19 protein-coding genes and 1 pseudogene are annotated in these 16,940 nt (G+C 70.4%); 12 read left to right on the forward strand and 8 right to left on the reverse strand.

All coding sequences use genetic code 11. The features are described from left to right. Window positions 1-59: 59 nt before the first annotated feature. Window positions 60-359, forward strand: a complete 300-nt coding sequence (locus tag ACFY0T_RS46135; RefSeq protein ID WP_388884550.1) for a PAS domain-containing protein — start codon at window positions 60-62, stop codon at window positions 357-359. Window positions 360-507: 148 nt separating this feature from the next. Next, a complete protein-coding gene (locus ACFY0T_RS46140) occupies window positions 508-1,044 on the forward strand; it encodes a regulator (protein ID WP_388884551.1) in 537 nt (178 codons plus the stop codon). Between the two features lie 24 nt (window positions 1,045-1,068). On the opposite strand, the gene ACFY0T_RS46145 is transcribed toward ACFY0T_RS46140, so the two are convergent. Continuing rightward, entirely contained in the window at window positions 1,069-2,466 is a 1,398-nt protein-coding gene (locus ACFY0T_RS46145) for a CHASE3 domain-containing protein (protein WP_388884552.1), read from the reverse strand. Between the two features lie 171 nt (window positions 2,467-2,637). On the opposite strand from ACFY0T_RS46145, the gene ACFY0T_RS46150 reads away from it, so the two are divergent. Continuing rightward, window positions 2,638-3,696 (forward strand): nuclear transport factor 2 family protein, encoded by a 1,059-nt coding sequence (locus ACFY0T_RS46150; RefSeq protein ID WP_388884553.1) that lies wholly within the window; start codon window positions 2,638-2,640, stop codon window positions 3,694-3,696. Here the strand turns inward: ACFY0T_RS46150 and ACFY0T_RS46155 are convergent. Together ACFY0T_RS46155 and ACFY0T_RS46160 are read right to left on the reverse strand one after the other, a co-directional pair. Beyond that, window positions 3,663-4,331 (reverse strand): response regulator, encoded by a 669-nt coding sequence (locus tag ACFY0T_RS46155; RefSeq protein WP_388884554.1) that lies wholly within the window; start codon window positions 4,329-4,331, stop codon window positions 3,663-3,665. The genes ACFY0T_RS46150 and ACFY0T_RS46155 overlap by 34 nt on opposite strands. Then, window positions 4,328-5,491 (reverse strand): sensor histidine kinase, encoded by a 1,164-nt coding sequence (locus ACFY0T_RS46160; RefSeq protein ID WP_388884555.1) that lies wholly within the window; start codon window positions 5,489-5,491, stop codon window positions 4,328-4,330. The genes ACFY0T_RS46155 and ACFY0T_RS46160 overlap by 4 nt, the downstream gene beginning before the upstream one ends. Before the next feature lie 237 nt (window positions 5,492-5,728). On the opposite strand from ACFY0T_RS46160, the gene ACFY0T_RS46165 reads away from it, so the two are divergent. From ACFY0T_RS46165 to ACFY0T_RS46175, 3 genes are all read left to right on the forward strand, one after another. Beyond that, on the forward strand, window positions 5,729-5,995 hold the full coding sequence (locus ACFY0T_RS46165; protein WP_388884556.1) for a hypothetical protein: 267 nt from the start codon (window positions 5,729-5,731) through the stop codon (window positions 5,993-5,995). 2 nt (window positions 5,996-5,997) lie between these two features. Then, entirely contained in the window at window positions 5,998-6,762 is a 765-nt protein-coding gene (locus ACFY0T_RS46170) for a polysaccharide deacetylase family protein (RefSeq protein WP_388884557.1), read from the forward strand. A gap of 171 nt (window positions 6,763-6,933) precedes the next feature. Beyond that, complete coding sequence (locus ACFY0T_RS46175) at window positions 6,934-8,337, forward strand: FAD-binding oxidoreductase (RefSeq protein ID WP_388884558.1); 1,404 nt, start codon at window positions 6,934-6,936, stop codon at window positions 8,335-8,337. On the opposite strand, the gene ACFY0T_RS46180 is transcribed toward ACFY0T_RS46175, so the two are convergent. After that, a complete protein-coding gene (locus ACFY0T_RS46180; RefSeq protein ID WP_388884559.1) occupies window positions 8,312-9,301 on the reverse strand; it encodes a 2-dehydropantoate 2-reductase in 990 nt (329 codons plus the stop codon). The two genes, ACFY0T_RS46175 and ACFY0T_RS46180, sit on opposite strands and share 26 nt — an antisense overlap. A 391-nt stretch (window positions 9,302-9,692) precedes the next feature. Between ACFY0T_RS46180 and ACFY0T_RS46185 the strand changes: the two genes are divergently transcribed. From ACFY0T_RS46185 to ACFY0T_RS46195, 3 genes are all read left to right on the forward strand, one after another. Continuing rightward, a complete protein-coding gene (locus ACFY0T_RS46185) occupies window positions 9,693-10,493 on the forward strand; it encodes a GNAT family N-acetyltransferase (protein WP_388884560.1) in 801 nt (266 codons plus the stop codon). A 3-nt stretch (window positions 10,494-10,496) separates the two neighbouring features. Beyond that, window positions 10,497-11,195: a peptide deformylase gene (locus tag ACFY0T_RS46190; RefSeq protein WP_388884561.1), complete on the forward strand. Its 699-nt coding sequence runs from the start codon at window positions 10,497-10,499 to the stop codon at window positions 11,193-11,195. Between the two features lie 160 nt (window positions 11,196-11,355). After that, a complete protein-coding gene (locus ACFY0T_RS46195) occupies window positions 11,356-12,222 on the forward strand; it encodes a Bax inhibitor-1/YccA family protein (RefSeq protein WP_388884562.1) in 867 nt (288 codons plus the stop codon). Here ACFY0T_RS46195 and ACFY0T_RS46200 read toward each other — a convergent pair. Next, on the reverse strand, window positions 12,216-12,776 hold the full coding sequence (locus ACFY0T_RS46200; protein ID WP_388884563.1) for a TetR/AcrR family transcriptional regulator: 561 nt from the start codon (window positions 12,774-12,776) through the stop codon (window positions 12,216-12,218). The genes ACFY0T_RS46195 and ACFY0T_RS46200 overlap by 7 nt on opposite strands. Before the next feature lie 150 nt (window positions 12,777-12,926). On the opposite strand from ACFY0T_RS46200, the gene ACFY0T_RS46205 reads away from it, so the two are divergent. Further along, entirely contained in the window at window positions 12,927-13,322 is a 396-nt protein-coding gene (locus ACFY0T_RS46205) for a hypothetical protein (protein ID WP_388884564.1), read from the forward strand. A gap of 95 nt (window positions 13,323-13,417) precedes the next feature. Then, on the forward strand, window positions 13,418-13,900 hold the full coding sequence (locus ACFY0T_RS46210) for a hypothetical protein (protein ID WP_388884565.1): 483 nt from the start codon (window positions 13,418-13,420) through the stop codon (window positions 13,898-13,900). A gap of 18 nt (window positions 13,901-13,918) precedes the next feature. On the opposite strand, the gene ilvC is transcribed toward ACFY0T_RS46210, so the two are convergent. The 3 genes from ilvC to ACFY0T_RS46225 form a co-directional block, all read right to left on the reverse strand. Continuing rightward, window positions 13,919-14,917: a ketol-acid reductoisomerase gene (ilvC, locus tag ACFY0T_RS46215; RefSeq protein WP_388884566.1), complete on the reverse strand. Its 999-nt coding sequence runs from the start codon at window positions 14,915-14,917 to the stop codon at window positions 13,919-13,921. A gap of 64 nt (window positions 14,918-14,981) precedes the next feature. Then, a complete protein-coding gene (locus tag ACFY0T_RS46220; protein WP_388884567.1) occupies window positions 14,982-15,779 on the reverse strand; it encodes an alpha/beta fold hydrolase in 798 nt (265 codons plus the stop codon). Between the two features lie 293 nt (window positions 15,780-16,072). Beyond that, window positions 16,073-16,567, reverse strand: coding sequence for a TetR/AcrR family transcriptional regulator (locus ACFY0T_RS46225; protein ID WP_388884569.1), 495 nt, complete (start codon window positions 16,565-16,567; stop codon window positions 16,073-16,075). A 212-nt stretch (window positions 16,568-16,779) separates the two neighbouring features. Between ACFY0T_RS46225 and ACFY0T_RS46230 the strand changes: the two are divergent. Continuing rightward, window positions 16,780-16,940 (forward strand): annotated as a pseudogene (locus tag ACFY0T_RS46230) (aldehyde dehydrogenase); the annotation flags it as partial.

Below are 16,940 nucleotides of genomic sequence, written 5' to 3' on the forward strand. Positions count from 1 at the left end.
GTCGTCCCAGCGGTGGGGTGCGGCGGGCGAGTCGCCGGGCCGGGGGAAGGACATGTGCGATGACGCCGATCGCCGAAGCCTGGGGAAGCGTCTTTGACGTCGTACGACAGCCCGTCTGGGCCGTGGACGCCGAACACACCGTGCGCTACGCGAACCCGGCGGCTGCCGAGACGACGGGACACGCACGCCCGTCCGACCTGGGGGCAGCGACGGTCGTCCGGCCACCGCGCCCGCCGCGCCCGGGCCGCCGGACGGCCCCGAGCGGGGCGAGGGCACGCTCACACGTGCCGGCGGCTCGCTCCTATCGGTGGAGTGGACCCGGGTGCCCCTGCCCCAGGCGGACGGCGACGCGGCCCTGACCCTGTACGTCTTCCAGCCACTTGCCGAGCCGACTCCGACGGCCGCGGGCTCCAAAGCCCCGAGGCACCGCTCCGGCTCCTCGCACACCGGCAGGCGGAACGAGAGCGCCAGTACGCCTCGACCCTCCAGTACGAGGTCCAGGAACGCATGGTCAGGGCCCTGATCGGGCTGAACATGGCCCGGCAGGAGCTGGGCGCGGTCCTGGCCCCGGAGGTCGAGCTGCTGCACGACGCGGTGCGCGACACCGAGGAGGCCCTGGCCGGCGTCCGGGAGGTCACCGACGCCCTGTGCCCCGGCGCCCTGCGCGCCGGAGGGCTGCCCGCGGCGCTCGCCGCCCTCGCCCGCCGCCACCCGGGACGGCTGACCGTCTCGGGCACCCTGAGGGGGCGGCTCCCCCTGCTGGTCGAGACCCACGCGTATCTCCTGGTAGCCGAGGCCGTCGAGCGGGCCCTGGAGCACGGCGGGGCCGCCCGTGTCCAGGTGACCGCCGACCTCGGCCCGAGCCTGCTGCTCGCCGTCGTCGACGACGGCGCACCACCCGTGACGGCGGCCGACTTGGCGGCACTGAGCGCCCTGACCGAACGGGCCGCGAGCCTCGCCGGCACCCTGACGGTGCGCCACACGCCCGGCACCGGCACCACGCTCACCGCGACCGTCCCCCTCGGGCCGACCGACGGTCCCTGAGAGCCTGAGAGCGCCGACGCCGGTTCAGTCCCGTAGCGGGATCTGGATCAGGATGGCGGTGCCGCCGCCGGGCGGGGAGTCGATGGCCAGCTTGCCGTCGAAGGCCGCCACCCGGTCCGTCAGCCCCGTCATTCCGCTGCCGGCGGTCGCTTTGCCCACGCCGCCGACACCGTCGTCGGCGACCTTGATCCGCAGGGCGTCCCCGAACTCGATGGACACGTCGATCCGGGACGCCTGCGCGTGCTTGACCGCGTTCGTCACCGCCTCGGCCACGACGAAGTACGCGTTCGACTCGACGGTGGAGGAGATCCGCCGCTCGTCCTTGGTCTCGACGACGGTGGGCACCGGGCAGCGGGCCGCGAGGTCCTTGACCGCCGCCACCAGCCCCTTCACTGTCAGCACGAGCGGGTAGATCCCGGAGGCCAGTTCGCGCAGTTCGTTGATCGCGGTCTGCGCGTTGTCGATCGACTGGTCCAGCAGATCGGCCGTCGCCGTCGCCGTCTCGGGCAGCATCTCCCGCGCGAGCCGCAGCCCGATCATCAGGCTCACCAGGCGCTGCTGCGCCCCGTCGTGCAGATCCCGGGCGGTGCGCCGGTGCACGGCCTCGGTGCTCTCCATGATCCGGCGGCGGCTGTCCTGCAGCGAGGCCGCCATGCTGTTGAAGGAGCTGCCCAGCGCCCCGATCTCCGCCACCCTGCTGGGCGGGATCCGCATGCTGAGGTCACCGCCCGCCAGCTCCTCCGCGGCGGCGGCCGCACCGCGCACCGGCCGGACCACCGCACGGTGCTGGAGGATCGTGAAGACGGCCACGAGCGCGGTCGACGCCGCGAGCCCCACGGCCGCCGCGAGCACCGCCTGGTGGCTGTTGGTGCCGGCGGCGTCGGTGCGCTCGGCGAGCTGCGCGCGTTCGTCCGCCATGTACAGGCCGAACTGGGCCCGCAAGGTGTCGACGCGCTCCTTGCCCTCGCTGGTCGTCTTCAGGGAGGACGCGGCGGGATCGTCCCGCCGGACCATCTCGACCAGCGGGACGGAGTAGTCCCTCAGGAAGGAGTCGACGCCCTGGGCGATCTGTTCCGCGGTGCGCCGCTGCTCCGTGGACGTGGCGCTCTCGGTGAACCGCCCTGCGGCCGCGGGGAGTTCGGAGCGTGCCTGGTGCCATGGCTGGAGAAACGTTTCGTGCTTGGTGATCACGAAGCCCCGCTGCCCGGTCTCGACATCGAGGAGCAGCCGTTCCATGGTCCCGGCCTCGACGAGCGCCGTACGCGAGGCACGTCGGGCCGAGGTGGAGCTGTTGGCGTCGGAGATCGCCCACAGCAGGACCGCGAACGCCACGCCGATCAGCAGGGCGAGCAGGCCACTCGCCGCGACTGTGAGACTCGTCAGCCCCAGTCGTCGCCCTCGGTACCCCTGCTGCGCGTTCATGCCCCGCCTACCGATGAAAAGAAACCGGACAACCTAGAGTGTGCAATGTATCTCCAGTCCGAGGGTATGTGTGTAGCGATCGCACACATACCTCCCGGCCCCCTTGAATACTAAACACATGTTTGGAAGCATTTGCACTGTTTGGGTAGATATCCTGAGAGGTGGACCGTCATGGCAGTGGAGCGGCTCGAAGTGGTGACCATCCCGGTGTCCGATGTCGAGCGCGCGAAGGAGTTCTACGCGCGACTCGGCTGGCGCCTGGACCGCACACCGCCCACCAAGGTCCAGTTCACCCCGCCCGGCTCCGTCTGCTCGGTCCAGTTCGGCACCGGCCTCACCACCGCCGCGCCCGGCTCGGCACAGAACATGTATCTGTGCGTCCACGACATCGTGGCCACCCGGGACCGGCTGACCGCACTGGGCGTCGAGGTCGGCGGCTACTACCACACCGGCGGGCCGACTCCGCAGCCCGGACTGCACCCCGACCGGGAGAGCTACCGCTCGCACTTCCCGTTCAGGGACCCGGACGGCAACACCTGGCTGGTGCAGGAGGTCACGACCCGCCTGCCCGGCCGCGTCGATTCCCCGGCGGCGGTCTTCACCTCCACCGACGCCCTCGCACAGGCACTGCAACGGGCGGCGGCCGCGCACACCGAACACATGGAGCGCACGGGGGAGAACGACGAGAAGTGGGTCCAGTGGTACGCCGAGTACGTCATGAACGAGCAGGTGAGCGCCGGCACGGCGGAGGGGATGCCCGCGGCCGATCCGACACCTGCTCACCAGGCGATCGCCAACCTGGTCGCACGCTACGCCGAGCTCGTGGACGACGGCGATTTCGCGCGGCTCGGCACTCTGCTCGCCGACGCCAGCTTCACCGGGAGCGGCGCACCGGTGCGCGGCCGGGCGGCGATCGAGGGGATGTTCCGGGACACACTGATCGTCTACTCCGACGGCACTCCGCGAACCCAGCACGTCACGACGAATCTCGCGATCGAAGTCGACGAGGCGACGGGCACGGCCACCGCGCGTTCGTACGTGACCGTCCTGCAAGCGCTGCCCGAACTGTCGCTCCAGCCCATCGCCGGCGGCCGCTACCACGACCGCTTCGAGCGCCACGACGGTCGCTGGCGCTTCGTGGAACGGCACGCTCGCATCAACTTTGTCGGCGACGTGAGCCGCCACCTGCGCCAGGCTCAGGACGTCGCCCCGGTCATGCCCGCCCGATAGACGAGCAGCGCGATCTGCACCCGGTTGTTGAGGTCGAGCTTGGCCAGGATGTGGGAGATGTGGCTCTTGACCGTGGCCACGCTCATGTGGAGGTGGCGGGCGATCTCGGCGTTGGACCTGCCGTGGCTGACGGCGAGGGCGACCTCGCGTTCCCGGTCACCGAGCAGGGCCAGGCGCCGTCGGGCGTCGGGGGCGGCCAGTTGTTCGGGGGCGGAGGTTTCGGTGACGGCGCCGATGAGCTGGGTCAGGGCCTCCGGTGACATCACGGGTTCGCCCGCGGCGGCCTGCCGTACGGCTTCGATGATGCGCTCGGGACGTGTGTGCTTGAGCAGGAAGCCGGCCGCTCCGGCCTGGAGGGCGCGCAGGACGTAACCGTCGGTGGTGAAGGTCGTCAGCATCACCACTTCGGGCGCGTCGGGGCGGGCGCGAAGGAGGCGGGTGGCCTCCAAGCCGTCGAGACCCGGCATGCGGATGTCCATCAGGACCAGATCGGGCCGGTACGCGTCGACGAGCGCCTCGACCTCGGCGCCGTCGGCGGCTTCCGCGACCACGGTGAGGTCGGGGGCGGAGGCGAGCATGAGGCGCAGGCCGGAACGGACTAGGGCGTCGTCGTCGACGAGGAGGATGTCGCTCATGCCGGCCACGGCAGGTGTGCCTCGACCCGGTGGGTCGCTCCCTGGGAGCCGTGGGTGAGGCGGCCGCCGATCAGGGCGGTGCGCTCGCTCAGGCCCTTCAGGCCCGAGCCGCTGCCCGGCAGCCGCGGGCCGGTGCGCTCGGCGGGCGGGGGCAGTGGGTTGGTGACGTCCAGGGTCAGGCCCTCGCCGGGGGCGCCCTGGAGGCGGATGCGCACGCTCTGGCCGGGGGCGTGCTTGTGGGCGTTGGTCAGGGATTCCTGGACGATCCGGTAGGCGGTGCGCTGGCTGGTGCCGGGCACCGCCCGCAGATCGGCGGGTGCGTCGAGGGTGATGTGCATACCGGTCTTTCGGGACTGCTCGATCAGGAGCGGCAGCTCTGCCAGGGTGGGTTGGGGCGGCTCGGGCTCGGCCGCCGCGTCGGGTTGCAGCGGGGTGCGCAGGACGCCCAGGACCTGCTGGAGGTCCTCCATGGCCTGGTGGGCGCTGGAGCGGATGACGCCCGCTGCTTCGGCGACCTGGGCGCGGGTGGCGTTCTGGTTCACCTCCAGGGCCCCGGCGTGGACGCTGAGCAGCGACAGCCGGTGGGCCAGGACGTCGTGCATCTCGCGGGCCAGCGCCTCGCGTTCGCGCTGCCTCACCTGCTCGGTGCGCCACGCCGCCTCGACGCGTGCCTGTTCGGCGGCGCGGTGCATGCCGCGTACGAAGAACCCCCACCCCACCGAGGCGGCGACCAGCACGGCCCCGGTGACGGCGGTGGTCAACGCACTCACGGTCAGGGACGGTTGGGCCACCAGGTAGAGCGGCAGGGGCACCAGCGCGAGGCCCGCGAGTGTCCAGGTGGTGCGGTCCCGGCGGGTCGCGGCCACCGTGAACAGCGCGATCAGTGCGGCGGGGATCAGCGGACCGACCGTGGCCGCGACCAGCAGGACCACCGTCACCGGCACGGCCGCGCGTCTGCGCCACAGCAGCAGGGCGCTGCCGGCCACCGGCACCAGACCGTAGAAGGCCACACCCGCCATGGGGAGGGGAAGCAGCCCGGCCGGCCAGGTCAGCGTAGGCAGGGAGGACAGACGGGGGTACACCAGCAGACCGCGTGACGCGGCGATGCCCACCGTCACCGACAGGACCGCGCTCGCACACACCACCAGGGCGTCGGTCACACGTTGCCGGACGATCCCGCTTCTTCCGTCTTGCACAGCGCTCAAGTGTACGGGGCATGGAATCGCCGGCCGGTCCGTCGGGCGCAGAAATAGACCAAAGTATGAGTGCGCGGCCCCGCTCGTTCTTTGGAATGCCTCCACGGAATCTACCTTCCGCCGAAGATAAAGAATTCTCGTGTTCCTAACGTGTTTCCCGTCGACGTCATCGACGTCATCGACTCACGTAAGGAAACACGCATGACCAACCGCAGCCGAATTGCTCTGCGCCCCGCCCTGACCGCACTGGTCGCTCTGTTCGCAGTCTTCGCCGTGGCGGGCGGTCTGCCGCTGGCCCGCCGCGCGCCCGAGATCCTGTCCGGGGTTCTCTTCGGCGGCTCGTTCTACAGCCCGGCGATCGCCCAGCTTCTTCTGCTCCTCGTCGGCTTCGCCGTCCTCGCCGGTGTCGTGCACCTAAGCCTGCGCTCCCGGCACGACGCCAGTCAGGACGAGACCGGTGAGCGGTGAAGGTGACCCGCCGCATCCCCCTGGGCAGGGCGGCCGCCGCGCTCGCGGCGGGGCTGGCCGTCACCGTCCTGGCCTCGTGCAGCTCCCTGACCGGTGTGGTCTCCCCGGCCGACGCCTGTCACGATGCGGGCGCCGACAAGTCCGTCTCCGGCCCGGTGGACTGCCGTAAGGCCCGCTGCGTCGCCCTCACCTTCGACGGCGGCCCCAGCAAACCCACCCCGAAACTCCTTGACCTTCTGAAGAAGGACAAGGTGAAGGCCACGTTCTTCCTTCAGGGAAAGGGCCATTCGGACACCTATCCCGCCACCATCACCCGCATGGCGAAGGAAGGGCACGAAATAGGAAACCACACCTGGTCGCACAAGAACCTGACCGAGCTCACGCCCAAGGAGATATCCGCGGAAATAGAACCAGTCCAGAAGGACATCAAAAAGGCGACCGGAAAAGCACCCACGTTGATGCGGCCACCGCAGGGCAGGACCGACGACGACGTCTCCAAGGTCATGAAGAAGCTCGGTCTCGCCCAGATCCTGTGGAGTGTCACCGCGAAGGACTACCAGACCACCGACACCGAACTGATCAGGAAACGAGTCCTGGACCAGACGGAACGCGACGGCATCATCCTGCTCCACGAACGCTACGCGGGGACCATTCCCGCCGTCGCGGAGGTCATCCCAGCGCTCCGGAAACGCGGTTACACCCTCGTCACCGTCTCCGAACTCCTGTCCCCCGCCACACCCTGGCCCGGCACGGTCTACCGCCCGTAAACAGCGCCGACACACATATGAACGCATCCAGGTGAACGGCGAAGGGCGTCCGACTCGTGTCAGTCACGTCAGGTTTCGACGCCCGTCGCCCGTTCCCGCGCCGCTCTGCGCGGGCGCGCCACGGGATGTTGCGCGTGTGTGAGTGAGGTTGCGATCAAGATGAGTGCGGATATGTCTGGTGCGGCGGGCGTGCGGCTGAGCCCGCAGGACGTGGAGGCTCTGCGGCACTCCGTCACGGGCCCGGTGCTGGAGCCGGGCGCGGACGGGTACGAGGCGGAGTGCGCCACGTTCAATCTGGTCTGCCCCCTGCGCCCGGCCGTCGTGGTCGGCGCGAGCAGCGAGCGGGACGTCGTGGCGGCGGTCCGCTTCGCCGCCCGCCACGGCCTGCCGGTGGCGGTGAAGACCGCCGCCCACCAGGTGGTCTCCGCGGCGGAGGGCGGGCTGCTAATCACGACGCAGCGGATGAAGGGCATCTCCGTCGACGCGCAGAACGGCACCGTACGCGTCGAGGCGGGCGTGCACTGGAGCGAGGTGCTGCCGCGCGCGGCGGAGGCCGGCCTGGCCCCGGTCGTCGGTTCGGCGCCGGAGGTCGGCGTCGTCGGTTACACACTCGGCGGCGGCCAGAGCCCGCTGCTGGGCCGGAAGTACGGCTATGCCGCCGACCAGGTGCGCCGGCTGAACGTCGTCACGGCGGACGGCGAGCTGCGCCGGGTGACCCCGCAGAGCGAACCGGACCTGTACTGGGCGCTCCTGGGCGGCAAGGGCAACTTCGGCATCGTCACCGAGATCGAGTTCGACGCGTTCCCGGTCACCCGCTTCTACGGCGGCGGCATCTACTTCGCCGGCGAGCACCTGGACCGGGTGCTGGACGCCTGGCGTGCCTGGCTGCCCACGGTGGGGGAGGACATGACCTCCTCCCTCGGCATCCAGCGGCTGCCCGATCTCCCCGACCTGCCCGAGCCGCTGCGCGGCGCCTTCGTGCTCCACCTGCGGATCGGCTACCTCGGCTCGGCGGCCGACGGGGACCGACTCATCGAGCCGCTGCGGGCGTCCGCGCCGGCACTGCTCGACCTGGTGGGGGAGAAGCCGTTCACCGCGATCGGGGAGATCCACCTGGACCCGGTCGATCCGATGCCGTACTACGACCGCAGTCTCAGCCTCGAGGAGTTCTCCGAGAAGACGGCGCAGACGCTCGTGGAGCTGACCGGCCCGGAGTCGGGATGCACCCTGGTGAACGTCGAGATACGGGCGCTCGGCGGCGCCTTCGACCGGGAACCGGAGTTCCCCAACTCGGTGCCCAGCCGGGGCCTTCCGTACGTCGTCTTCGGCTTCGCGGTGGGAACTCCGGACCAGGCGGACGAGCTGCGGGCCGAACTGGCGCGGGTCTTCGACGGCCTGGCCCCCTGGGCGGCCGAGCGGAACCTGGTCAACTTCCTCTCGCCGGACGAGGCGACCGACACCGAGGGAGTGCGCGAACTGTTCGGAGCGGAGCGGTACGACCGGCTGGCCGCGTTGAAGAAGACGTACGACCCGGCCAACGTCTTCCGCTTCAACTACAACATCGAACCGGCCTGATCGACCCTCGGCCCGTGAGCCGCGGCAGGGCGCCGCGGTTCACGGGCCGCCGCGGCTCACGCAGCCGCGAGCCGAGCGCGTGCAGCAGCGCCGTCATCGCCCGGTTCAGCGGTACGTCGATCCCGTAGATCTCGGCGTACCGGACCACCGCCCCGTTGAGCGCCTCCCACTCCAGGGAGTTGCCCGCGAGCCGGTCGTACAGCATCGACGTGCCGTTGCCGTCGCTGAACTCCTTCATGAACGCCAGCGTCTGCCGCACGTCCGCGCCGGTGAGACGAGCCCCGACCGTCTCGGCCACCACCTGAGTCTCGCGCATCAGGCCCTCGGCGAGTTCGAGGATCATGCCGTCGCCCATCACTTCCATCCGGCGCAGGGTGAGGGCCGTCAGCGGGTTCACCGCGGCGTTGAGCATCAGCTTGCGCCACGCCGCCGTGACCAGGTCCTGCTGCGGGCGGATGTCCGTCCCGCTGCCCCGGAACAGCCGGATCAGCCGGTCCGCCTCGGGCCCTGCGGGGACGTCGAGGCGGTTGCCGTAGCCGTGCCGGATGTGGCCCGGCGCCAGCCGCTCGGCCTGGATGTACACCAGTGTCGGCAGGACGGTCGCCTGTGGGACCAGGGCCTGGACGTCATCGGTCTGCTCGACGCCGTTGCGCAGGACGACGACGGTGGTGTGCTCGTCGCACAGAGCCGCCAGCCAGCGGGCCGTACCGGCCGTGTCGAAGGACTTCACCGCCAGCAGGACCCAGTCCACCGGCTTCACGCCCGCCGGATCGGTGACCACGCTCACGGGCACATGGTCCTCACCGTCGGAGGTCTCTATCACCAGTTCGTCGAACGGGGTCCGGACACAGAGCGAGACGTCGTGTCCGGCTCGGTGCAGGGCCGACGCGAACACGCCGCCGACCGCTCCGGCACCGACCACGGCCACGGACCGCCGGGTGTCGCCCTCGCCTGCCAAGGTCATGGGATTCTCCTCATCGTGAGTCAGCGGGGCCGTATCGCGGGGGTGTGCGGGGGCTCCGCGGCAGCATCAACACGCGCCCGTCTCATCCGTAGGTTCACACGTGTGAGAATTTATGGCAGGTGTTTTAGATACATATGAATCAAGTGTGCCTCGCCCGGTGAACCAACGGCGTCCTCGCATCCGTGTGAAGAGCGGCAGGTTCTCGCCGGCGGCCGGGGCGGGGACAGGGTGGCCGTGCCGAGTGGTGCGCATCCGGGCGGCCACCCACCGGGCTCTCCACCCGACCGCGCTGTGGGGGTGAGGGAGGAAAGGGGAGCCCGGGACTGCAGTCCCCCGCCGATCGTTGGACCGACGGGGACGTTCACATACCCGACAAGGTGAGGGAGTTGCGATGACGGATCTCGCGGCCGCGGTCGAATCGGTGGCACAGCTGTCCACGGTCTGGCGCGCCATGGTGCTCGACCGGGACGAGAAGGCGGACGTACGCGACCTGCCGGGCCTTGCCGTCCGCTGGGCCGACTGCCGCTTCGCCTTCTGGAACGCGATCACCCTCAACGAGGTGGGAGTCGACCAGGCGCTCCTGGAGCAACGCCTCATCCAGGCCGCGGACATCATGCGGTCGAAGCAGCGGCCCGGCTTCCTGTGGCTCTTCGAGGACCTCCTCGCGGACGACGCCCGCGACGCGCTCGACGAAGCGGCGCAGCGCGCGGGACTCGTCCACGCCTTCCCCGGCACCGGCATGGCCGGTGATCTGCTGCCCATCCCCGAGCCCCACCACCCCGACCTCACCTTCGAGCGGGTCACCACCGACGAACAGCTCACGGCCTACGCCGACATCAACTCCCGTGCCTACGGCTTCGATCTGGAGGACGGCCGCGACGGACTGCGCGGATCCGCCCTGTGGAAGCGGGAGGTGTACGCCTACCTGGCGCTGCGGGACGGCACCCCGGTCGCGTGCGCCGCGACCGTCGAGGCCCAGGGCCGCCTGTTCGTGATCCTCGTCGCCACCGAGCCGGACCACCAACGCCGCGGCTACGGCGAGGCGGTGACCCGCAAGGCGCTGTACGAGGGCGCCCGCGCCACCGGCCTCACCCGGGCCACCCTGCACGCGACCGTCGCCGGGGCCCCCGTGTACCCGAGGATCGGTTTCGAACCGAACTCCCCGATGCGCTTCTATACCCCGGCGAGCTGACCCATGACGACGCACATGACCCCCCTACGGTTGTCCGAGCGCGTCGAGGTACTCCTCGCCCTCGGCGGCCCGTTGCCCATCGTCACCGCGGGCCACCCCGTCCTGCGCGGCGTCGCCGAGCCGTACGACGGCCAGCTCGACGACGCCCTGCTGGAGCGCTTCGCGGCCGCGTTGCGCACGACGATGCTCGCGGCCCCGGGCGTGGGCCTTGCCGCACCACAGGTGGGCATCCCGCTGAGCATCGCGGTCGTGGAGGACCAGGCCCGCGGGCGCCGCGAGACACTCGAAGCACGCGGACGCACACCCCTGCCCTTCCGAGTGCTGCTCAACCCCTCCTACGAGCCGGAAGAGCCGGAAGAGCCGGAAGAGCCGGAAGAGCCGGAAGAGCCGGAAGAGCCGGCAGGCGACACCCGGGCCGCATTCTTCGAGGGCTGCCTGAGCGTGCCGGGCTGGCAGGCGGTCGTGGCCCGCCACGCCCGGGTCAGGCTGCGGGGACAGGACGAGCACGGGCAGGCGATCGACGAGGTGTTCACCGGCTGGCCGGCCCGCATCGTGCAGCACGAGACTGACCACCTCAACGGCATGCTCTATCTGGACGTGGCCCAGCCACGCTCCCTGTCCACGAACGAGACGGTCGCCGAGCTCTGGTCCCAGCCCACCCCCGAGGCGGCCGCCCGGCAGCTGGGATTCGAGCTGCCCTGACGGTCCGCGCTGTTCGGACACATGCGTCGGACTCCACCGTCAACTGACTGATGTGCACTGTTTGTCCAGTAATGCAGGCTGACGGCAGCCGACGCCTCCGGCGTGTCCTACACGGAGAAGAGGACCTGGCGTGACACCGGTCGAGCAGCACCGTTTTTCCTTGAAGAGCAGCAACCCGATACTGGCCCGGCCGCAGTTCGAGCGGCGGGGCGGGCAGAAGACGGTGGCCAGAGACCCGCGAGCGGGGATCGCCGTCGTACAAGGCCGTAGCGCGACGGGCCAGGACCTCGATCAGGTCCACGAGAACGACTCCGACCCGCTGCCCCTCTCCGTCGGCGACCTGATGACGATGGACTGCGTCCTGCCCCGCTGGCTGGCAGGACTCGGGGTGACGGCCCTCGCCGTCACCCTGTCGTGGACCCTGCTGCCCCACGTGCCGGTCGGTACGGCCGTGGCCTACGGCATCGCCGCCGGCGCCGGACTGCTCGCATCGGCACTGGTGGTGATCCAGTGCCGATGCAAACTGCCGTCGCCGGCCCTGACCCTGACGTTCGCCGCCCTGCAAGGCATATGTCTCGGCGTGCTCTCGACCACGGCGTTCAGCCGCCTCTCCCCGGGCCTGCTCGTCCAGACCGTCCTGGGGACGATGGCGACCTCCGCAGGAGCCCTCCTCGCCTACAGGCTGCACTGGATGCGCGTGCACCGGCGGCGGTACGGCTTCATGGCCGCCGTGGTGTTCGCCCTGTGCTTCCAAGCCCTCGCGGACACGGCCCTGTTCCCCCTCATGGGCGCCGACGGCCTGGGCCTGCACTCCGCGGGCCTCGGCGTGCTGATGGGCCTGGTGGGGGTCGCCCTCACGGTGTCCTTCATGCCCCTGCACCTTCGCAAGGTCGAGGACGCCCTCACCCACGGCGCACCCCGCGACCAGCGCTGGCCGGCCGCCTTCGGGCTCACCCTGAGCCTGACCTGGCTGTACGTGGAGACCCTACGGCTGCTCACGCTCTACCCCGCCGACGACTTCTACTGATCCTCCGGCCCGGCCTCCGGGCACAGTCCCCGCATCAGGACCTCGAAGAGCCGCTCAGCCCGAGCGCCCTCCTCGCCGTCCGCGCCGATGCGCCACAAGGGACCGAGCAGCGTGAGTACGTCCTCGGCCGTCGTCCCCGGTGCGATGGTCCCGGCCGCCGCATTGGCGTTCACCAGCGCCGACAGGGCGTCCAGCAGCGGCCGGTACGCCTGCCGACACTGCTCCGTCAGCGCTCCGCCGGCCCCGCTCATCGCGCCGGCGAACTCCGGCGTGCACCGGCCGACATACAGCAGGCGCCGCAGCCAGGCGCACAGCCCGTGCCGCGGGGACAGGGTGCCCAGAAGGGCGGGCACGGCGGTCACCAGCTCGTCCACCTCCTCGCCGTACACCTGGAGCACCAGGGACTCCCGGGTGGGGAAGTGGCGATAGAGCGTCCCCTGGCCCACGCCCGCCCTGCGTGCGATGCACTTCAGCGAGGTGTCGCCAGGGCCGGCGAGCACCTCCGCCGCCGCCTCGAGGATGCGCATACGGTTGGACAGTGCGTCCGATCTCATCGATGCTCCGGTCCCTCTCCGCTGGGGCACACACATTTCTCGGGGCCCCGTCGAGACACGTATTCTGACTGAAACCTACACCGACATGTCGTCCGACGGGGTCCGACGGACGACAGGTCACCCACGCCGAACAGAAGGCCATCGCATCCCATGTCCCATGACACAGCCGCTCCTTGCGCCGCCCCGGAGCGGCACACCTCCGCCTTGGAGCGGCTCGCCTCGCTGACCGCCGACCTCGGCGCGGACCTCGACCGGGGCGCCTGGACCCCCGGACCGCTGGAACGGGCCTTGGCGGGGCGCCTGCTGGTGGCCTGCGCCGGAGACCGTCAGTTCACCCCGGCCCGGCTGCGCGAGACCCTCTGGGAGGGCAGCGTCGCCCTGGCGTACGCGGGAGGTGGCCGTCTCGCGCGCCTCCTGGCCGAGCTGCACGAGGTGACCACGTACCCCGCTACGGACGCCGACCGCGATCCCGCGCTGTCGGACGCCGCACGACTGCTGGAGCGCACGGCCACGGGCATACCCGCGCACGACGACGACGTGCTCTGAGCCCGGCCCGCAGTCAGATGACGGATGTGCTCACCCCCGCGCTCCGGAAGGCTTCACACCACGAAGCACACACCGGGCGCGGAGGGGGAGAGGACATGACGAGACACGACAGGTTCAGCCGACCGGGCGGCGGCCCTTCGCCGGCCACGACGTCACCGTCCGGACGGCGGCCCGGCGGCGGCCACCGCCCGGCCCGGCCCGCCCTCACCCTGGTACCGGGCACCCGGGTCGACGCCGCGGCCGAACTGTCCACGCTGACCCGGCAGCCCATGCCCGCCGACGTCCGGGGCGCGATCGTGACCCCGGTGCACGGCACCCTCATGGCCACCTGGATGCCGCTGGACGACCCCTCGCGCATCCCGCAGGGCCGCATCCTGCTGGCCTGGACACCCGCGGGTGACGACCGCACCGACGTCACGGCCCACCTGGGCCTCGCTGGCGCGCAAGTGCTGCTGGCGGTCTGGCCGGGCCTGCGCGGCGACTGGTCCGGGGTGGTCCGTCCCACCGTCGCCGAGGTGACGGAACTGCACGCCGCGCTCCGCCTCGCCACGGTGGTCTTGGACCGCCTGACCGACTGAGCGCGGCGGCGAGAGCTCCTACGCCTCCTCGTTCACCCAGCTCATCAGCTTGCGCAGCTGCTTGCCGGTGGTCTCCAGCAGGTGCTCGGCGTCCTGCTGCTTGTATGCGTTGTAGCGCTCCAGGCCGCTGTGGTACTCCGCCATCCAGTTCTTCGCGAACGAGCCGTCCTGGATCTCCGCGAGGATCTTCTTCATCTCCGCCTTGGTGGCGTCGGTGACGATCCGGGGACCGGTGACGTAGTCGCCCCACTCGGCGGTCTCGGAGATCGACCAGCGCATCTTCTCCAGGCCGCCCTCGTACATCAGGTCCACGATCAGCTTCAACTCGTGCAGGCACTCGAAGTAGGCGATCTCGGGCTGGTAGCCGGCCTCGGTCAGCGTCTCGAAACCGGCCTTGACCAGCGCGGTCGTACCGCCGCACAGCACGGCCTGCTCACCGAACAGGTCGGTCTCGGTCTCCTCGGTGAACGTCGTCTCGATGACACCGGCACGGGTGCCACCGATGCCCTTGGCGTACGACAGCGCCAGCGCGAGGGCACCTCCGGAGGGGTTCTGCTCGACGGCGACGAGACAGGGAACTCCGCGGCCCTCTTCGTACTGACGGCGCACCAGGTGCCCCGGCCCCTTGGGGGCGACCATGCACACGTCCACACCGGCCGGGGCCTTCACGAAGCCGAAGCGGACGTTGAAGCCGTGGCCGAAGAACAGCGCGTCGCCGTCCTTCAGGTTCGGGGCGATGTGCTTCTCGTAGATCTCGCCCTGGATCGGGTCCGGCACCAGGATCATGATGACGTCGGCCTCGGCGGCGGCCTCCGCCACCGTCACCACGCGCAGGCCCTGCTCCTCGGCCTTCGCCTTGGACTTGGAGCCCTCGTGCAGACCGACGCGCACGTCGACGCCCGAGTCACGGAGCGACAGCGCGTGGGCGTGGCCCTGGCTGCCGTAGCCGATGACCGCGACCTTGCGGCCCTGGATGATGGACAGGTCGGCGTCGGCGTCGTAGAACATCTTGGCCATGGGGAAATGTCTCCTTGCTTGGAATGAGCAGTCACACGTGAGTCACACGAAAGTCACACGAAAGTCACACGTGTGAACAGGATGTCGTGCGGTCGGCGGGGGAGCGGCGGAGGTCACGGAGGAATCCGGTGAGGATCTCCAGCGTGCGATCCGGCTCCTCGAAGGTCCCCGCGTGTCCGCCTCGCACGGCGGCCAGACGCGCACCGGGGATGCCGTCCGCGAGGTCCACCGAGTGCTGCGGGGCCACGAACCGGTCCCCGGCGGCCGCCACGACCAGCGTGGGAGCGCTGACGGCGGAAAGGTCGCCGCGGACGTCGATACCGAGGGCGAAGGCGATCTGCCGGGCGGTGCCGGGAGCGGAGGACAGCAGACGGGCCGCCAGGTAGCGGGCCGTTTCCGGGGTACGGGAGGTCAGGTACTCCTCGGAGAAGGACAGTGAGGTCAGAAAGGCGTTCAGGGCGTCGTCGCGACGGGAGTGCAACGACGCCCATGTCTCCAGTCTGAGCCACAGCGAGGTGCGCGCCCGGGCGAAGCCGGACAGCGTGACCAGACCGCGCACCCGGTCGGGATGACGGGCGGCGACCTTGATGGCCACGGCCGCACCGAGCGAGGGCCCGGCTATCACGAAGTCGCTCAACCCGGCCCGCTCAGCCGTGGCCACCACCTGGTCGGCGACGACATCCGCCTCCAGGCGCCCGACGGGCAACGGGCTGCGCCCCGACCCGGGGAGGTCGGCGAGCACGACCGTGTGCTCGGCCGCCAGCCCGGCGAGCAGCGTCTCCCAGGTCAGGGCCGCGGTGCCGCCGACACCGGACAGCAGGACCAGACCGGGCCCGCTGCCATGGACGTCGTACGCGAGCATGCGCCACCTCTTCTCACACTTGCCTAGGAGCACCGGCCGCAGGGGCGGCACGGGCTTCCCTAGGAGCACGAGAGGGGACCACGTGTGGGTTCACTGCCCGGGACGTGGCACTACGGTCAGGCGGTCCTGTCCCGCGCCGCGTCCGGCTCCGCCGGCTCCGCGGTCCAGGAGGTGAGGATGCGTAGGCACCCCGTTAACGCGTGAACGAGTCCCGGTGATTCACACCCAGGCCCGGCGTAATAACGACAGCGCGGAAGGCCACACCCGAAGATAACGCGCAAAACGGATAAGTGTCATGTAGCTTGAGGACTCATGCCCCGCAGATACGTGTCGACGACCACATCCGCGGCCTGCCCTGCGCTCAGGTGTGTCAGCTGCTGTGCAGCCAGGTGCACGAGTTCCGGCAGCAGGGACCCGGCCCACCCCGGTGGCTGGTCCCGACGCAACAACCCATCCTCGGCGGCGCGTTGTAGGAAGGCGTCGACCTCGGCGAGGCAGGCGTCCCTGCGTCGGCGGACGTCGCCGTCGGTGAGCATGCGGGCGAGATCCACCGGCCAGGTCCGGTTGATGACGATGATGTTCTCGACGTAGCGGTGCAGGGCGACGGCGACGGGGGCTTCACGCAGGCGCGCGTCCACAAGGGCCTGCTCGATGGCAGAGAGCCGGGCTTCGTAAATGGCCGCGAGTAGCTCCTCGCGGTTGGCGAAGCGCCGGTAGACGGTACGCCGGTCGACACCTGCCTCGGCGGCGATGCCCGCGACACTCACGCCGGGATCGGCGGCGAGCATACGTGCCCCGGTGGTCAGGACGGCTGCCAGATTGCGTGCTGCGTCGGCTCTCATCCTTCAACAGTATCGCCCATGTGGAGCATCACGAGACCTACAACCACATCGATGTGCATGTAGTGATAAGAATTGCTACATTGAAGTGGCAGTTAGAGCCTCAAGGCTGAACGAGCTGAATCGAAAGCACCGACAGCGCACCGGAAGAGAGAAAGCACATGATCACCTACGACCGGCTCTTCATCGGAGGCTCCTGGATCGAGCCGAGCAACCCGGAGCTGCTGGACATCGCCTCGCCGCACGACCAGTCCGTGGTCGGCCGGGCCGCGCAGGCGCAGCCGGCGGACATCGACCGCGCGGTCGCCGCGGCACGGGCGTC

Origin of the sequence: Streptomyces sp. NPDC001530 (assembly GCF_042894545.1) — a bacterium.
Classification (GTDB): Bacteria; Actinomycetota; Actinomycetes; order Streptomycetales; family Streptomycetaceae; genus Streptomyces.